Annotated in this window: 15 protein-coding genes; 9 read left to right on the forward strand and 6 right to left on the reverse strand. The window is 58.9% G+C overall.

The window, feature by feature from the left end:
- The 6 genes from K3754_RS14650 (at position 1) to K3754_RS14675 (ending at position 6,628) form a co-directional block, all read left to right on the forward strand.
- Positions 1 to 1,002, forward strand: coding sequence for a BMP family protein (locus tag K3754_RS14650; RefSeq protein WP_259938221.1), 1,002 nt, complete (start codon positions 1 to 3; stop codon positions 1,000 to 1,002).
- Positions 1,003 to 1,075: 73 nt separating this feature from the next.
- Positions 1,076 to 2,680, forward strand: a complete 1,605-nt coding sequence (locus K3754_RS14655) for an ABC transporter ATP-binding protein (protein WP_259938222.1) — start codon at positions 1,076 to 1,078, stop codon at positions 2,678 to 2,680.
- A gap of 1 nt (position 2,681) precedes the next feature.
- The gene (locus tag K3754_RS14660; RefSeq protein ID WP_259938225.1) at positions 2,682 to 3,839 is read left to right on the forward strand and encodes an ABC transporter permease; all 1,158 of its coding nucleotides are present in this window, start codon (positions 2,682 to 2,684) and stop codon (positions 3,837 to 3,839) included.
- Complete coding sequence (locus K3754_RS14665) at positions 3,839 to 4,807, forward strand: ABC transporter permease (RefSeq protein ID WP_259938227.1); 969 nt, start codon at positions 3,839 to 3,841, stop codon at positions 4,805 to 4,807. Before K3754_RS14660 ends, K3754_RS14665 begins: the two co-directional genes overlap by 1 nt.
- Positions 4,808 to 4,946: 139 nt before the next feature.
- Positions 4,947 to 5,861: a sulfite exporter TauE/SafE family protein gene (locus K3754_RS14670; protein ID WP_203210395.1), complete on the forward strand. Its 915-nt coding sequence runs from the start codon at positions 4,947 to 4,949 to the stop codon at positions 5,859 to 5,861.
- Positions 5,861 to 6,628: a TIGR02186 family protein gene (locus K3754_RS14675; protein ID WP_259938229.1), complete on the forward strand. Its 768-nt coding sequence runs from the start codon at positions 5,861 to 5,863 to the stop codon at positions 6,626 to 6,628. Before K3754_RS14670 ends, K3754_RS14675 begins: the two co-directional genes overlap by 1 nt.
- A gap of 47 nt (positions 6,629 to 6,675) precedes the next feature.
- On the opposite strand, the gene K3754_RS14680 is transcribed toward K3754_RS14675, so the two are convergent.
- From K3754_RS14680 to K3754_RS14705, 6 genes are all read right to left on the reverse strand, one after another.
- Positions 6,676 to 7,371 (reverse strand): SDR family oxidoreductase, encoded by a 696-nt coding sequence (locus K3754_RS14680; protein WP_259938231.1) that lies wholly within the window; start codon positions 7,369 to 7,371, stop codon positions 6,676 to 6,678.
- Positions 7,368 to 8,906 (reverse strand): ATP-dependent RecD-like DNA helicase, encoded by a 1,539-nt coding sequence (locus K3754_RS14685; RefSeq protein ID WP_259938232.1) that lies wholly within the window; start codon positions 8,904 to 8,906, stop codon positions 7,368 to 7,370. The genes K3754_RS14680 and K3754_RS14685 overlap by 4 nt, the downstream gene beginning before the upstream one ends.
- A 57-nt stretch (positions 8,907 to 8,963) precedes the next feature.
- Positions 8,964 to 9,683 carry a LuxR family transcriptional regulator gene (locus K3754_RS14690; RefSeq protein ID WP_259938233.1) on the reverse strand — a complete coding sequence of 240 codons (720 nt, stop codon included), beginning with the start codon at positions 9,681 to 9,683 and terminating at the stop codon, positions 8,964 to 8,966.
- A complete protein-coding gene (locus tag K3754_RS14695; RefSeq protein WP_259938235.1) occupies positions 9,631 to 9,837 on the reverse strand; it encodes a hypothetical protein in 207 nt (68 codons plus the stop codon). The genes K3754_RS14690 and K3754_RS14695 overlap by 53 nt, the downstream gene beginning before the upstream one ends.
- 199 nt (positions 9,838 to 10,036) lie before the next feature.
- A complete protein-coding gene (ccrA, locus tag K3754_RS14700; RefSeq protein ID WP_203210389.1) occupies positions 10,037 to 11,314 on the reverse strand; it encodes a crotonyl-CoA carboxylase/reductase in 1,278 nt (425 codons plus the stop codon).
- Positions 11,315 to 11,447: 133 nt separating this feature from the next.
- Positions 11,448 to 12,845 carry a 1-acyl-sn-glycerol-3-phosphate acyltransferase gene (locus K3754_RS14705; RefSeq protein ID WP_259938236.1) on the reverse strand — a complete coding sequence of 466 codons (1,398 nt, stop codon included), beginning with the start codon at positions 12,843 to 12,845 and terminating at the stop codon, positions 11,448 to 11,450.
- Between the two features lie 224 nt (positions 12,846 to 13,069).
- Here K3754_RS14705 and K3754_RS14710 point away from each other — a divergent pair, with 224 nt between their 5' ends.
- From K3754_RS14710 to deoD, 3 genes are all read left to right on the forward strand, one after another.
- Positions 13,070 to 15,070 (forward strand): protein meaA, encoded by a 2,001-nt coding sequence (locus K3754_RS14710; RefSeq protein ID WP_259938238.1) that lies wholly within the window; start codon positions 13,070 to 13,072, stop codon positions 15,068 to 15,070.
- Positions 15,071 to 15,152: 82 nt separating this feature from the next.
- Positions 15,153 to 15,503 carry an H-NS histone family protein gene (locus tag K3754_RS14715; RefSeq protein ID WP_259938240.1) on the forward strand — a complete coding sequence of 117 codons (351 nt, stop codon included), beginning with the start codon at positions 15,153 to 15,155 and terminating at the stop codon, positions 15,501 to 15,503.
- 208 nt (positions 15,504 to 15,711) lie between these two features.
- Positions 15,712 to 16,416 carry a purine-nucleoside phosphorylase gene (gene deoD, locus K3754_RS14720; protein ID WP_203210385.1) on the forward strand — a complete coding sequence of 235 codons (705 nt, stop codon included), beginning with the start codon at positions 15,712 to 15,714 and terminating at the stop codon, positions 16,414 to 16,416.
- Positions 16,417 to 16,422 lie beyond the last annotated feature (6 nt).

Here is a 16,422-nt window from a genome sequence, read left to right on the forward strand (position 1 = left end):
ATGACCCTTATGACCAAATTTATGGGTGCTGCCGCCGCATTGGCGCTGAGCGCCGGCGCCGCATTGGCCGAACCTGCGCTGATCTTCGATCTGGGCGGCAAGTTCGACAAATCCTTCAACGAAGCGGCCTTCAACGGTGCGCAGCGTTGGGCCGAAGAAACCGGCGGCACTTTCCGCGAAATCGAACTGCAGTCCGAAGCCCAGCGTGAGCAGGCCCTGCGCCGCTTTGCCGAGGCCGGTGCAAACCCGATCATCACCACTGGTTTCGCCTTCGCGACACCTGTTGATGCGGTTGCAGGCGACTATCCTGACACCAAATTCGTGAACATCGATGGATGGCTGCCAGAGATCCCTGCCAACGTGCAGATGATCAGCTTCCAGGAGCACGAGGGTTCCTATCTGGTGGGCATGCTGGCCGCCCAGGCGTCCAAGTCCGGCACCATCGGCTTTATCGGTGGTATGGACATCCCGCTGATCCGCCACTTCGGTTGCGGCTATGCGCAAGGCGCCAAGGCGGTGAACCCTGACATCAAGATCGTTGCCAACATGACCGGCACGACACCATCTGCATGGAATGACCCGGTAAAAGGCTCCGAGCTGACCAAAGCGCAGATCAGCCAGGGCGCTGATGTTGTCTATGCGGCCGCAGGCGGCACCGGTGTTGGCGTTCTGCAAACCGCAGCGGACGAAAACATCCTGTCCATCGGTGTGGACAGCAACCAAAACCACCTGCATCCGGGCAAGGTTCTGACCTCCATGCTCAAGCGTGTGGACGTGGCCGTGTACAACGCCATGAAAAACGGTGCTGACGGTGTGACCGGTTCCATGGTTCTGGGTCTGGCCGAAGAAGGCGTGGGCTATGCGATGGATGAAAACAACGCACCTCTGGTCAGCGATGAAATGAAAGCCTCCGTCGAGGAAGCGCGCCAGAAGATCATCGACGGTGATCTGGAAGTTGTGGCCTACTACGCCAACGACAGCTGCCCAGCGCTGGACTTCTAAGGTCCGTTTCAAGACAATATGACATGGGCCGCGCTGAGAAATCGGCGCGGCCCTCTCAACTCCGGGGGGACATATGGCCAATCAGGCACCAGCGATTGAGCTGAAGGGCATATCCAAGGCTTTTGGGCCGGTTCAGGCCAACAAGGACATTTCGATCCGGGTGATGCCCGGCACCATTCACGGCATCATCGGCGAAAACGGCGCGGGCAAATCCACGCTGATGTCGATCCTCTATGGCTTTTACAAAGCCGACGCTGGCGAGATCTTTATCGGCGGCAAAAAGGCCAATATCACCGACAGCCAGGCCGCCATCGCGTCAGGCATCGGGATGGTGTTCCAGCATTTCAAGCTGGTCGAGAATTTCACCGTGCTTGAGAATATTATCCTCGGCGCAGAAGACGGCGGGCTACTGAAACCATCGCTGGCCAAGGCACGGCGGACTTTGATCGAGCTGGCCAATGATTACGGGCTGAACGTAGAACCCGATGCGCTGGTCCAGGACATTGGCGTGGGGATGCAGCAGCGGGTCGAGATCCTCAAGGCGCTCTACCGGCAGGCCGATATCCTCATCCTTGATGAACCCACCGGGGTTCTGACCCCCGCCGAAGCGGACCAGTTGTTCCGCATTCTGGGTCGGCTGCGCTCCGAGGGCAAAACCATCATCCTGATCACCCACAAACTGCGCGAGATCATGGAGACCACCGACACCGTGTCGGTGATGCGACGCGGCGAGATGACCGCCACAGTCAAGACCTCTGAAACCTCGCCTGCCGAACTGGCAGAGCTGATGGTGGGGCGTAAAGTATTGCTGCGGGTCGACAAAAAGCCTGCCACCCCCGGCGACGTGGTGCTGGATGTCAAAAACCTCAAGGTGAAAGACGACAAGGGCGTCGAACGGCTGCGCGGCATTGATTTGCAGGTGCGGGCGGGCGAAATTGTCGGCATCGCGGGTGTCGCGGGCAATGGTCAGTCAGAACTGCTTGAGGTGCTCGGCGGCTATCAAGATGGCACCGGCGAATTGCGCCTGAACGGCCAGCTCCTTGATCTGTCGGGGCGGCATTCGGATGGCCAGTCGCGCCGCGCACGGGGGGTGGCCCATGTGCCCGAAGACCGCCAGCGCGAAGGCCTGATCATGAATTTCCACGCCTGGGAAAACACCGCCTTTGGTTATCACCACGATCCGTCCTACCAAAAAAACGCCATGTTGATGGACAATGCCGCGATCAAGGCAGACACCGCCGAAAAGATGGAACGCTTTGACGTGCGCCCGCCGGACCCCAACCTTGCGGCCAAGAACTTTTCCGGTGGCAACCAGCAGAAAATCGTGCTGGCCCGCGAGATTGAGCGGAACCCCGATCTGTTGTTGATCGGCCAGCCCACACGCGGCGTCGACATTGGCGCGATTGAATTTATCCACCAACAAATCGTCGCGCTGCGCGACCAGGGCAAGGCGATCTTGCTGGTCTCGGTTGAGCTCGAAGAGATCCTCGCGCTCAGTGACCGGATTGCCGTGATGTTCGACGGACAGGTGATGGGAGAGAGACTGCCTGAGCAGACCGACGAGAAAGAGCTGGGCCTGCTGATGGCGGGGATCACCGACACCGCCAATGCCCATACTGTTGAAGAGATCGAAGAAAACCTCGCCCATGCGGGCGGCGACGCAGGCAAGGAGGTCTGATATGGATGTGATGCCAAAATGGGCCGAAGTGGTCCTTGTACCCTTCATTTCCCTGCTGCTTGCGGCGTTTATCTCTGGCTTGGTTGTGTTCGCCATCGCGGATGTTCCGGACACGGCCATCACCATGATGGACCGCATCGGTGCCCGGCTCGATTTTGTCTGGGGCGCGGCCAAGCTGATGGTCAACGGGGCACTCGGCTCAACCTATGGCTGGGGCTACACGCTTTATTACGCGACGAACTTCATGTTCACCGGACTGGCCGTGGCCATCGCCTTTCATGCCCGTCTGTTCAACATCGGCGGCGAAGGTCAGGCGATGCTGGGCGGTTTGGGTGTGGCGATTGCCTGTCTCTATATTCCTTGGCCGCATTGGTCTGTGGCGCTGATTGGTGCCGCGGCAATGGCGGCCCTGTTCGGGGCGGTCTGGGCTGCGATCCCGGCTTGGCTTCAGGTCAAACGCGGCAGCCATATCGTGATCACCACGATCATGTTCAACTTTATCGCCGCCTCTTTGCTGAACTATCTGCTGGTCAATCTGATGCGCCCCAAGGGCAGCATGGATCCCGCCACCGCGCATTTCCGCGAGGCCACGAACCTGCCGACGCTGCATGACCTGCTGGCGCCCTTTGGCATCGCCTTTTCCAAATCGGCCCCGGCCAATGTTTCGCTTCTGGTGGCGATTGCGGCCTGTTTTGCCTTGTGGTTGCTGATCTGGCGCACCCGTCTGGGGTTCGAGATCCGCAGCTATGGCGAATCCGAAAGCGGAGCCAAATACGCTGGCATCTCGCCCTTCAAGATCACCATGATTGCGATGATCATCTCCGGCGCTTTGGCCGGGATGATGGCGATCAACAACGTCATGGGCGAGGCCGAAAGACTGGTTCTGAACGCCACCGAAGGGGCCGGTTTTATCGGCATCGCCGTGGCGCTGATGGGGCGGTCACATCCGCTGGGCGTGTTTATCGCCGCGATCCTCTTTGGGTTCCTCTATCAGGGCGGCGCAGAGCTGGCGCTTTGGACCTCGATCCCGCGTGAATTGATCGTGGTCATTCAGGCGCTGGTGATCCTGTTCACCGGGGCGCTGGACAACATGGTGCGGATGCCGCTGGAACGGATGTTCCTGGCCCTGCGCCGGAACAAAGCGGCGGGGGCGAACTGATGGATTATATGACGCTCATCCAGCTGCTCGACAGCTCTGTCCGTCTGGCCACGCCTTTGCTGCTAGCCTGTCTTGCGGGCCTTTTCAGCGAACGCGCGGGTATTTTTGACATCGGCCTTGAGGGCAAGATGCTGGCCGCCGCGTTCTTTTCCGCTGCGCTGGCTTCTGTCACCGGCTCCGTCTGGCTTGGCCTGCTGGCAGGCATAGGCGCGTCCCTGATGCTCAGCGCGCTACACGGGGTCGCCTCCATCACCTTCCGCGGCAATCAGTTGATCTCTGGTGTAGCGATCAATTTCCTTGCGGCAGGCATGACCGTGCTGATTGCGCAGGATTGGTTCAAACAGGGTGGGCGCACGCCCTCACTGACCGGCGATGCACGTTTCGAAGGGATCACCCTGCCCGGCGCCGATGCCATGGCGGATGTGCCGATCATCGGCCCGCTTTATTCGGAACTGATCTCCGGTCACTCCATTCTGGTCTATATGGCGCTGGCCGCTGTACCGGCGACATGGTGGTTGCTTTACCGCACCCGTTTCGGCCTGCGTCTGCGTGCGGTGGGGGAAAACCCCGCGGCGGTGGACACGGCCGGTGTTTCGGTGATCGGGCTGCGCTATGCGGCTGTGGCGATCTGCGGCGTCCTGTGCGGCATCGCGGGCGCATACCTCAGCACAGCCCTGCAGGCGGGCTTTGTCAAAGACATGTCCGCCGGCCGCGGCTTTATCGCGCTGGCGGCGCTGATCTTTGCCAAATGGCGGCCATGGTACGCGCTTTGGGCGACGCTGCTCTTTGGTCTGTTTGGCGCTTTGGAAACCCGCCCCGACGTGATCGAAAGTGTGATCGGAATGAAGGTCCAAGGCCAGCTTTTGGGCGCCCTGCCCTATCTGATGACGGTGATCATTCTGGCCGGTTTTGTCGGCAAGGCGATTCCCCCCCGTGCGGGCGGTGAACCCTACGTCAAGGAACGCTGACGTTCGGCCCCCGGAAACGGGGGCCAATCCGCCTCAGGCGCGGGCAGATAAGTCCAGTTTTTCAAGGGTGATGAGCCCATTTCGCTGCGAGGCAGCGGGCATGGTTGATTTCCCGCGTTAACTTGCGCTAAGGGATGCCATGCAAATCTACCTTCCCATCGCCGAAGTTTCGGTCAATGCCTTCCTCTTGTTGGGGCTGGGCGGACTTGTGGGCGTCCTGTCTGGCATGTTTGGCGTCGGCGGTGGCTTCCTGATGACACCGCTGCTGTTCTTCATCGGCATCCCGCCCGCCGTGGCTGTGGCCACTGAGGCGAACCAGATCGTGGCCTCTTCCTTTTCCGGCGTGCTCGCCCATTTCAAGCGAAGGACCGTGGATCTGAGGATGGGCACGGTGCTGCTGATCGGGGGTCTGATCGGTGCGGCGCTGGGTGTGATGGTGTTCAACTACCTCAAGGCGCAGGGTCAGGTCGATCTGCTGGTCAAGCTTTGCTATGTGGTGTTTCTGGGCGTCATCGGCGGGTTGATGTTCCTTGAATCGCTCAAGGCGATCCGCAACACCAAACGCGGCAAACCGCCCGCCCGCAAGAAACACAACTGGATCCACGGCCTGCCGTTCAAGATGCGCTTTCGTGTCTCAGGGCTTTATATCTCGGTGATCCCGCCTGTGGTCGTTGGCATTGCCGTGGGCATTCTGGCCGCGATCATGGGTGTTGGCGGCGGCTTTATCATGGTGCCTGCAATGATCTATCTGCTGGGCATGCCGACCAAAGTTGTTGTCGGCACATCGCTGTTCCAGATTATCTTTGTGACCGCATTCACCACCATGCTGCACGCGACGACCAACTATACCGTGGACATCGTATTGGCGGTACTGCTGCTGGTGGGCGGTGTGATCGGCGCACAGATCGGCACCCGGATCGGGGTCAAGATGAAGGCCGAACAATTGCGTATCCTGCTGGCGCTGATGGTGCTGGCTGTCTGCGGCAAGCTGGCGCTGGATCTGCTTTTGCAGCCAAGTGAGGTGTTCTCGCTTGGTGCGGCAGGTGGCCACTGATGCGGATACTTTTGCCTTTGTTGCTGGCGGCGTTGTTTCTGGCTTTGCCAGCGCGGGCCAACGAAGAGATTGTCCTGGGTCTCAGTCAGGCCGAGGTGTCCATCACCACCAATTTCAACGGCTCCGAGATCCTGGTCTATGGCGCGGTCAAACGCGACCAGCCCATTCCAGACGGACCAGAGCTGCACGTGGTGATGACAGTGTCCGGCCCGTCCGAGCCGGTTGTCGTGCGCCGCAAGGAAAAACGGTTTGGCATCTGGGTCAATACCGAGGCTGTCGAAGTGGACCGCGCCCCAAGCTATTATGCCGTGGTGACAAGCGGACCGATGCTCGACGTGCTGAAACGGACAGAAGACCTGCGCCACAAGGTGTCCATCCCCCGCGCGATCCGGTCCGTGGGCGCGCCAATGGAGATTGCTGATGCCGCCAGCTTTACCGAGGCGCTGATCCGCATTCGTAAAAAGGCCGAACAATATCAGGTGATCGAAGGCGGCGTGACCGTGGACGAACAGACCCTGTTCCGCGCTGCCGTGCGCCTGCCTGCGGCTCTGACCGAAGGTGCCTATGACACCCGGATTTTCCTGACCCGTGGTGGTAATGTGGTCGCGCAATACGAGACCATCATCGACGTGCGCAAAGTCGGGCTGGAACGTTGGCTGTTCACGCTTTCGCGGGAAAATGCGTTTCTCTATGGCTTGATGTCACTGGCGATTGCCATCGCCGCAGGCTGGGGCGCATCGGCGATCTTCTCGCTGCTCCGCCGGTAAATCAAGCGCCACCGGAAGCTGCGCCTTGATGCGGCCCAGACTGCCCCCTACCCGCGTCCGATATAGGGCATCTTGGTCGCCATCACCGTCAGGAATTGCACATTCGCCTCCAGTGGCATCTGCGCCATATGCAACACCGATTGTGCGGCATGGGCGACATCCATAGTCTGCATCTCCGGCTGCTTTTCCTTGAGCGCCGCCACCATATCACTTTCAGCATTGCCAATGTCGATCTGGCCGCAGGCGATGTTATGTGTCCGCCCGTCCAGCGACAGGGTGCGGGTCAGGCCGGTGATCGCATGTTTGGTCGTGGTATAACAAACCGATCCCGGACGCGGCACATGAGCGGAAAGCGATCCGTTGTTGATGATCCGCCCGCCGCCCAGCCCCCGCATCCGGCCAAAGGCCAGCCGCGCCGCGATGAACATGCCATGAATGTTCACGCCCATGACCTGCGCCCAATCCTCAAGCGCGATCTCGTCAATCGGACCGGAAGGGCCAAACATGCCCGCATTGTTGAATAGAACATTTAGATCGCCAAAGCGGTCAAAGGCCGTCTGCATCGCATCGGCATCCGTCACATCGGCGGGCAAGGCCACCGCCTTTTCATGTGCCGCTGCCATCTCTTCGAGCACATCCGCCCGCCGGGCAATCAGACCCACACGCCAGCCTTCGCGCAAAAACAGCTCTGCCGTGGCCCGGCCAATGCCGGAACTGGCACCGGTAATGATAATCGACTTCATGCAAAATCCTCCGTTGTCGGATCAAGGGTCAGCGGCGCAACCGGCGTGGCCCGCAGATCATCCACCACCAGCGGCCCGGTGGGTTTCGACAACCGGTTGCGGACCACCCAGATCAAACGCTCCTGCGCACGGGTGATCGCCACATAGGCCAGCCGTTTCCACAGGGGCTGTCCCGCCTCCATACGGCCCATCCGTGCCGCGGCATATAGATCCGGCGCAAAGACCTGCACGGTCTCCCACTGGCTGCCCTGCGCCTTGTGGATGGTCACTGCCGCCCCATGCAGGAACGTGGCCCCCATACGAGCGGCGAAGGGGATAAAGGGCTCTTCCTCGTCGGGCTTTTCAATCTTCACAATGGACGCGGCAGACACCTGCGGGTCTTCGGCCCCCATGACATGCAGTCGGCTGAACCCCGGTTTGCGGCCCTCGCCCAGAAACACCACCTGCGCCCCTTTGATCAGCCCACGCGCCTCCAGATCCAGCCGTTTCTTGCGGTGTTTCAGCGGCAGTTCAATTCCGTCACAGATCAGCGGCTCCCCCGCCAGAAGCGCATCTTCGGGCGCGCCATGCACCGACCTAAAGGCATTGATCAGACGGATGCGCGTGGCATTGCGCCAAACCAGCACAGGCGAGCGTGCCATCAGATCCACCTCGACCCTTTGCCCCCAGACCACGCGGTCATCCTTTTTCGAGGCTGCTTCGATCATCCGTTCAAAATCCTCGAACCCCAAATCCGGATCCGCCAGCGCATGGGCAAGATCAAGGATCGGGTTGTCAGCGTCTTGGCGGTGAATGCGGTTGAGCGTCAGAACCCGCTTTTCCGGCAGTTTCTCAAACACCATGGTGCCGGATTGATTGACGGGCGCAAGCTGAGCCGGATCGCCAAACAAAAGCAGCGTTGGGAAAATCTCTTTGAGGTCTTCGAACTGCTTGTCATCCAGCATCGAGGATTCATCGACAAATCCGATATCCAGCGGCTCTTCCCGCCGTTTCCAGCCGGTGATGAAATCCGACCCGCGCAGGCCCGCCGCCGCCAAGGCACCGGGAATGGATTTGTTGCCCGCATAAAACGCCGCCGCACGGTCCAGCGCCAGATCGGTCAGGCCTTCAATCTCTGGTCTCTCACCGCTGCCTGCCAGCCATTCGGCGATCTTTTCGTATTCGGGATCATAGACCGGCGTGTACAAAATCCGGTGTATCGTCGTCGCCGGAACGCCACGCAGACGCAACACCGAAGCCGCTTTGTTGGTCGGTGCAAGGATCGCCAATGTGCGTTTGTCCTTGCGCTTTCGCGACTCGTAATCGCCAGAAACCACCTCAACCCCCGCCTGCTCCAGAGCCTTGTAAAGCTCTGCCAGCAATAGGGTTTTTCCTGACCCGGCCTTGCCCGTCACCGCCATCACCTGATCGGCACCGCCGCCCGGTGGCATCAATAGGCTGTCGTCCAGATCAATCCCCGCATGGCGCAGCATTTCGGTGACGCTGTCATAGGCGGCGGCTTGATCGTCGGAGTAGGTCACGGAGGGCACATTCATGCCGCGACAGTAGAGCTTTTCATTTGGAACTTGAATCGGTTTCTCGCCCCCGATCGGTCAGGCGACGATCAATCCCCGGCTTAACGCACGCACCACTGCATGGGTCGTATTCTGCGCGTTCAACTTGCTGCGCGCGCTTTCGATATAGACCCGCAGCGTGTGCTCGGAAATGTCCAGATCTTTGGCAACCTCTGCCCGGCTGAGCCCCCGCGCCAACAGCGTCATCGCGTCCAATTCGCGCGGCGACAGCGCCTTGGTCGGCTTTTCGTCCAGGTTCGCCACCACCTCCAGCGCCTTCTGGTTAAAATAGTGCGACAGCAGGATAAAACTGTTCTGATGCTTACGCGTGAAAGCGGCCCATTCCGCATCCTCGCAAGAGTGATTGACCGAAAACAATGCGAATTGCCCTTTGGGCCCGCGCACAGGCACCGAATACCCCTGCGTTCCGACACCATGCATCGCCGCCTCGACACGGAATTTGCGGGCCGGTTTTGCACTCCAGTCCAGATCGTTCCAGTTGAACGGTTCAAATCGGGAATTGCCGCCGATCAGCACCGGATCGATGCGCATATATTGTTGCTGCGCATAGCGGGCCTTCCATTCCATCGAATAGGTCGCATAGCCATAAAGCCCATCACCGGGGCCAAAACAAAAATAGGAGACATGATCGATCTGCAGCAAGTCACGCAATTCGATACAGGCGTCTTTGAGATCCTCAATCGTGTCAGCGCGGGCCAATGCCTTGAGGACGGGGTTCAATTTCTTTGTCGTTATCATGACCTGAAATAAGGCGTCTTTCTTGCAATGCTGATATTTCGGCCATGGCAACTATTGCACTGTCGTCCAGCTTTGCCGCCAATTTCGGCAAATCACTGGATATCGCAAAAGTTCTTAAGTCGGCCAGAACATCTAAAATCCAATCCGTTTGCATCTTACACGTCCCCTCAAATATGAACAGCGGATTTGCACAGCTCAGGGTTGCACCACGCCAAGCTTACGCAGCGTCAACTTGTTATCTCACCATGATGTGACCGCTCAAATCCCAAAGCATTGATCCAGAATACAAAAATGGCCTGCGAATCGTCGTCCGATCCACAGGCCATTGTTTTCAATTTATCGCTAACCGGAGGTTAACGAGCGTCGAGCGCGTCTTCCAATGTGCGCAGGCCGGTTGTCGGCGCCTGCACGAGCACAGACATATTGCCCGGCTTATGTTCGTTGCGCATCATCTTCATGTGCGCTTCGGGCAGATCGGCCCATGTGAACACTTCGGACATGCACGGATCAAGGCGGCGCTCCAACATCAGGTTGTTGGCAGCCGAGGCTTGCTTGAGGTGGGCAAAGTGGCTGCCCTGCAAACGCTTCTGGTGCATCCACATGTAGCGCACGTCAAACGTCAGGTTGAAACCCGAGGTGCCCGCACAGATCACAACCATGCCGCCCTTCTTCACCACGAAGGTGGACACAGGGAAGGTCGCTTCGCCGGGGTGTTCAAACACCATGTCGACATTGACGCCCTTGCCGGTGATGTCCCAGATCGCCTTGCCGAATTTGCGCGCCTCTTTGAACCATTCGGCATACTCCGGCGTGTTCACCGTGGGCAGCTGGCCCCAGCAATTGAAATCCTTGCGGTTCAACACGCCCTTGGCGCCCAGATCCATCACAAAGTCGCGCTTGCTTTCGTCAGAGATCACACCGATCGCATTCGCACCCGCCGTATTGATCAGCTGGATCGCATAAGAGCCAAGACCACCCGACGCACCCCAGACCAGCACGTTCTGGCCGGGCTTCAGATCATGCGGCTCATGGCCGAACAGCATCCGGTAAGCGGTGGCCAGCGTCAGCGTGTAGCACGCGCTCTCTTCCCATGTCAGATGCTTGGGGCGCGGCATGAGCTGCTGTGCCTGAACGCGGGTGAACTGGCTGAATGAACCGTCCGGTGTCTCGTAGCCCCAGATCCGCTGGCTTGGGGAATACATCGGATCGCCGCCGTTGCATTCCTCATCATCGCCATCATCCTGGTTGCAGTGGATCACCACCTCATCACCCACCTTCCAGCGCTTGACCTTGTCACCTACGGCCCAAACGATACCCGAGGCATCGGAACCGGCAATGTGGTAGGGCTGCTTGTGGCCGTCAAAAGGGCTGATCGGCACGCCGCGCGCGGCCCAGACACCGTTGTAGTTGATGCCTGCAGCCATCACCAAGACCAACACGTCATGACTGTCCAGCTGCGGCACATCAACCACCTCTTGCAGCATGGCGGTATCGGGATCGCCGTGACGCTCGCGGCGGATGGCCCATGCGTACATCTGCTTTGGGACATGGCCCATCGGGGGCATCTCGCCCAATTCATAGAGATCTTTTTCCGGTGCGTCGTACTGCGCGATGGATGTATCGAGTGCCATGAGGGGCCTCCTGTCGGCTGGTCTTTGCGTTGCGTTTCTTTGCGTTTTGCCGCGATGCAGAATCAAATCGCTTGCCCATGGAATATTGGCGAGCGCGAAACAATGCAACCTCTGAACGGCACTTTTTGAAACTTTATGACCCAGCGGGTGCAGAAATTTCCTGTGCAAGTGCAGCATTCTCGGGCAGGAAATGCGCAATGGAGTTGGCATAAAATCGCAAGATCGGTGCCTGCCCCTCTACCATATGCCAGTTTCCGTCCCGCATTTCGATGATTTGCCGCGCCACCAGCCCGGCAATCGCGCGGCCCAGCTCAAAATCAATTGCATCGGCTTTGATCACCCGGTTGGCCTGCGGCACCATCTCAAGCAAGGCGCCAACCCGCGCTTGCAACGCATCAGGGCGATAGCCCCCGGTTTGTTCCAACAGGGCATAGGCCACCACCGGCACCGACAACACCGGCATGGTCTGAGAGATGCGTTCCATCAGGTCTTCGGAGATCTGTTCGATACTGGCATCCGGTCCCGCCTCGCGCAGCGACATTGGCGTGCCAAAGGCCACAGCCGCCATACCAAACCGGGTTTCCTGCCGGGTCAGCCGCTGCCACAGCTTGCGCAGCACAAACCGCAAGACCACAGTGATCCGCGCCCCGAACCGCCGGTCGCCCCGTTGGTCAGCGGCGATCAGCACCGTGTCTTCGAGCACCCGGTCATAGTTGATCGCAACCGGAACCAGCACCACGTCCCGCTCGCCCTCGGGTTCAAACCCATCCGCCACATAAGACAGCAAGCCCATCCGAGGCGGCTGCAACTTTCCATTCAGGCTCAGCCCGCCTTCGGGATACATCGCCTGATTGACGCCGCCCGCTGTCGCCATCTGCACGTAACGGGCCAAAACCTTGCGATAAAGCGCCCCGCGCGATTTGCGCCGGATGAAATAGGCTCCCATGGATTTGATCAACCGGCTCAGTGGCCAAACCCGCGCCCATTCTCCCACAGCATAAGCCAGCGCAGATTCCCGCGCCGCCAAATAGGTGACAAGCACATAATCCATGTTGGACCGGTGGTTCATCACATAGACGATCGTGGCTTCCTCGGGGATTGCATCAAAGATCCGGTCGTTGCTGTCGGCGGTTTTGATCCGGTACACCGCATTCACCAGCAGCCGCGCCACCCGAATGCCAAAGCTGAAATAGGCAAAGGCCGAAAAGCTGGGCACAATTTCGCGGGCATAATCGCGGGCCTTTTGAAAGGCCACGTTCTCAGGCACCCCGTTTTCGCGGGCATAGACCACAATTTCGCGGGTCACTTCGGGATCATAGATCAACCGTTGGATCATGTCATAGCGCCGCGCCAGCTTGAACGGCTCAATCGGCCGCTTGAGCCGGGTATTCAGCCGTGCAACCGCCCTTTCCAGCCGCCGCCGAAAGAACCAGCGCACAGACGGCAACAGAAAATGGCTCAGCGCCGTCACCGCCGCAAACAGCAAAATCAGGATAAATAGCCAAAGTGGCAGCTGCACCGTCTGGTTCATGTCCGCACATTCGCAGTGCCTGCACACAAGAACAATATCAATCTGCAAGATGTGCGGGGCTTGATCACCAAAACACCGGCGGTTTTGCGGCTATTGTGGGCATTGCGGAAAAAAGATGCTGCACCGGCACATGCCGCATTGCAGCGAATTGACATTGGTATAAAATGTCCCGTAAACACAATCAAACGCAAGAATATTGCCCGACCGATTCAGCGAGGCCCACCATGTCAGACCCAAAGACCGACCACAAAGATGCATCCGCAGCACCCAAGACAGATCGCCCCTGGTTGATCCGGACCTATGCGGGCCACTCCACCGCTGCGGCGTCCAATGCGCTTTATCGGGCCAATCTGGCCAAGGGACAAACCGGCCTGTCCGTGGCATTCGATCTGCCCACCCAGACCGGATATGACAGCGATCACGTGCTGTCGCGCGGCGAGGTTGGCAAAGTGGGCGTGCCGGTCAGCCATTTGGGCGATATGCGGATGCTGTTCAAAGACATCCCGCTGGAGCAGATGAACACCTCCATGACAATCAACGCCACCGCGCCATGGCTTTTGGCCCTCTATATCGCTGCGGCTGAGGAACAGGGCGCGGACGTGTCGAAACTGCAGGGGACGGTGCAGAACGACCTGATCAAGGAATACCTCAGCCGGGGCACCTATATCTGCCCGCCTGCCCCGTCGCTGCGGATGATCGCGGATGTGGCTGAATACTGCTATACCAACGTGCCGAAATGGAACCCGATGAACGTCTGTTCCTATCACCTGCAAGAAGCCGGTGCGACGCCCGAACAGGAACTAGCCTTTGCCCTTGCCACCGCGACCGCCGTTCTCGATGCGCTCAAGCCGCGCGTCCCGGCGGAAGATTTTCCCGCACTTGCAGGGCGTATCTCGTTTTTTGTGAACGCAGGCATCCGTTTCGTGACCGAAATGTGCAAAATGCGGGCCTTTGTCGATCTGTGGGATGAAATTCTCGAAACACGATATGGCGTGCAGGATCCCAAATACCGCCGTTTCCGCTATGGTGTGCAGGTCAATTCGCTTGGCCTGACCGAACAGCAGCCCGAAAACAATGTCTACCGCATTCTGATCGAAATGCTGGCCGTGACACTTTCCAAAAAGGCCCGCGCCCGCGCCGTGCAATTGCCCGCTTGGAATGAGGCACTTGGCCTGCCCCGCCCCTGGGATCAGCAATGGTCAATGCGGATGCAACAGATCCTGGCCTATGAAACCGATCTGCTCGAATTTGACGATCTGTTTGACGGCAACCCGGCTGTGGATGCCAAAGTCGAGATGCTCAAAGACGGGGCGCGTGCCGAATTGGCCAATCTTGACGGTATGGGCGGCGCTATTTCCGCCATCGACTATATGAAAGGCCGTCTGGTCGAAAGCAACGCCGAACGCCTTGGCCGGATCGAGGCCGGCGAAACCGTGGTGGTGGGCGTCAACAAATGGCAGCAGGGCGAACCGTCCCCGCTTATGACTGGTGATGGCGGCATCATGGTTGTGGATCCTGCGGTGGAGGCCGAACAGATCGACCGGTTGAACCAATGGCGGGCCGAGCGGGATGAAAGTGCGGTCAAGGCCGCGCTGGCCGATCTGCGGGCCGCTTCCGCCGAGGGTCGCAACGTGATGGAGCCGTCGATTGCCGCCGCCAAAGCGGGCGTAACCACCGGTGAATGGGCCGCGCAAATGCGGGCCGTGCATGGCGAATATCGCGGGCCAACCGGCGTGGCCACAGGTCAGTCGAACAAGACCGAGGGCTTGGATGATCTGCGCAGTGCCGTCGATGCGGTTAGTGACCGTCTGGGCCGCCGCTTGAAATTCCTCGTCGGCAAACCCGGTCTTGATGGCCATTCCAACGGCGCCGAACAGATCGCCGTCCGCGCCCGCGATTGCGGTATGGATATCTCCTACGAAGGCATCCGTCTGACCCCGGCCGAGATTGTCGAGGCGGCGCAAAAGGACAGGGCCCATGTTGTCGGCCTGTCGATCCTTTCCGGATCACATATTCCGCTGGTCGAAGACCTGATGACCCAAATGCGCGAGGCCGGTCTGGGCCATATTCCGGTGATTGTGGGCGGTATTATCCCCGACGATGACGCCGCCCGACTTTCTGCCATGGGTGTTGCGCGGGTCTATACGCCCAAGGATTTTGAATTGAACGTGATTATGGGCGACATCGTCACCCTTGCCGATCCCGAAGCGGTCGCAGCAGAATAAACCGCCGCTCATTTCAATATCATTTTAATCTTTCCGCAATTAGTGTAGGTCCATCTCCGAATTAGGAAATGGACCTTCACACATGAAAATCGATCTGAAATCACTGAGTTCCAAAGAATTGGAAAAGCTGGTTGCCGACGCGAAGAAAGCACTGGCAAATGCCCGCGCCCGTGACCGCGCCAAAGCCCGCAAAGCAGCCGAGAAAGCCGCCGCCGAATATGGCTTTTCTCTCAATGAGTTGTCCTCTGAAATCAAAGGTGCCTCAAAGCCGCGCAAAGCCAAAGCAAAAGCGCCCGCCAAGAAGGGCAAACCGCAATATGCCAACCCCGAGGATGCCACTCAAACATGGACGGGAAAAGGGCGACAGCCCAATTGGTATCGCGCAGCGGTTGAAAGCGGAATTGCGCCTGAAACGATGCGCATTGGAAGTTAATACACCTTAATGGAGAATTATAACGCCTCCTAATTGCATTCCGAATTCCACTACAATTCAAAGGGCGCAATTCTTCTCCCTTATAGGCAATAATAGAAAAAGGCCGGCCCAACGCAGCCGGCCTTTTGCACGCCTCTGATTTGACAATCCACTTGCCCCCGCGCCCCCGGAAAGGCAGGTTACACCCCTGTCAAAAGCGGAGATTCCAATGACCGTCCATATCGGAGCCAAGCCCGGCGAAATCGCAGAAACCGTCCTCATGCCCGGCGATCCTTACCGCGCCAAATGGGCGGCTGAGACCTTTCTTGAGGGGGCCGAACTGGTCAACGAAGTGCGCGGCATGCTTGGCTTTACCGGCACATGGAAAGGCAACCGCGTGACCATCCAAGGGTCCGGCATGGGCATGCCTTCGCTGTCGATCTACGCCAATGAGCTGATTCGCGATTATGACGCCAAAACCCTGATCCGCATCGGGTCATGCGGCGGAATGCAGCCGCAGGTGGGTATACGCGACGTGATCATCGCCATGACCGCCAGCACCATCACATCGCCATCTTCCGGCATTTTCAAAGAAGTGAACTATGCCCCAACCGCCGATTGGTCATTACTGCGGGCCGCTGTGGCGGCAGCGGAAGGCAAAGGATGCAAAACCCATGTCGGCGGAATCTATTCCTCAGATGTGTTTTATGCCGAACGCCCCGATCTGGACGAACAAATGGTGCGCCACGGTATTCTGGGCGTGGAGATGGAGGCGGCGGAGCTTTACACCTTGGCCGCCCGTCATGGTCGCCGCGCACTCGCGGTTCTGACGGTCTCGGACCATTTGCAGACCGGTGAGGCGCTGCCGTCAGAAGATCGTGAAAAGACCTTTGGCGATATGGTCGAGATCGCTCTTGAAGCAGCGTTCGCTTAGGGTCTT

Origin of the sequence: Sulfitobacter sp. M368 (assembly GCF_025141875.1) — a bacterium.
Lineage (GTDB): Bacteria > Pseudomonadota > Alphaproteobacteria > Rhodobacterales > Rhodobacteraceae > Sulfitobacter > Sulfitobacter mediterraneus_A.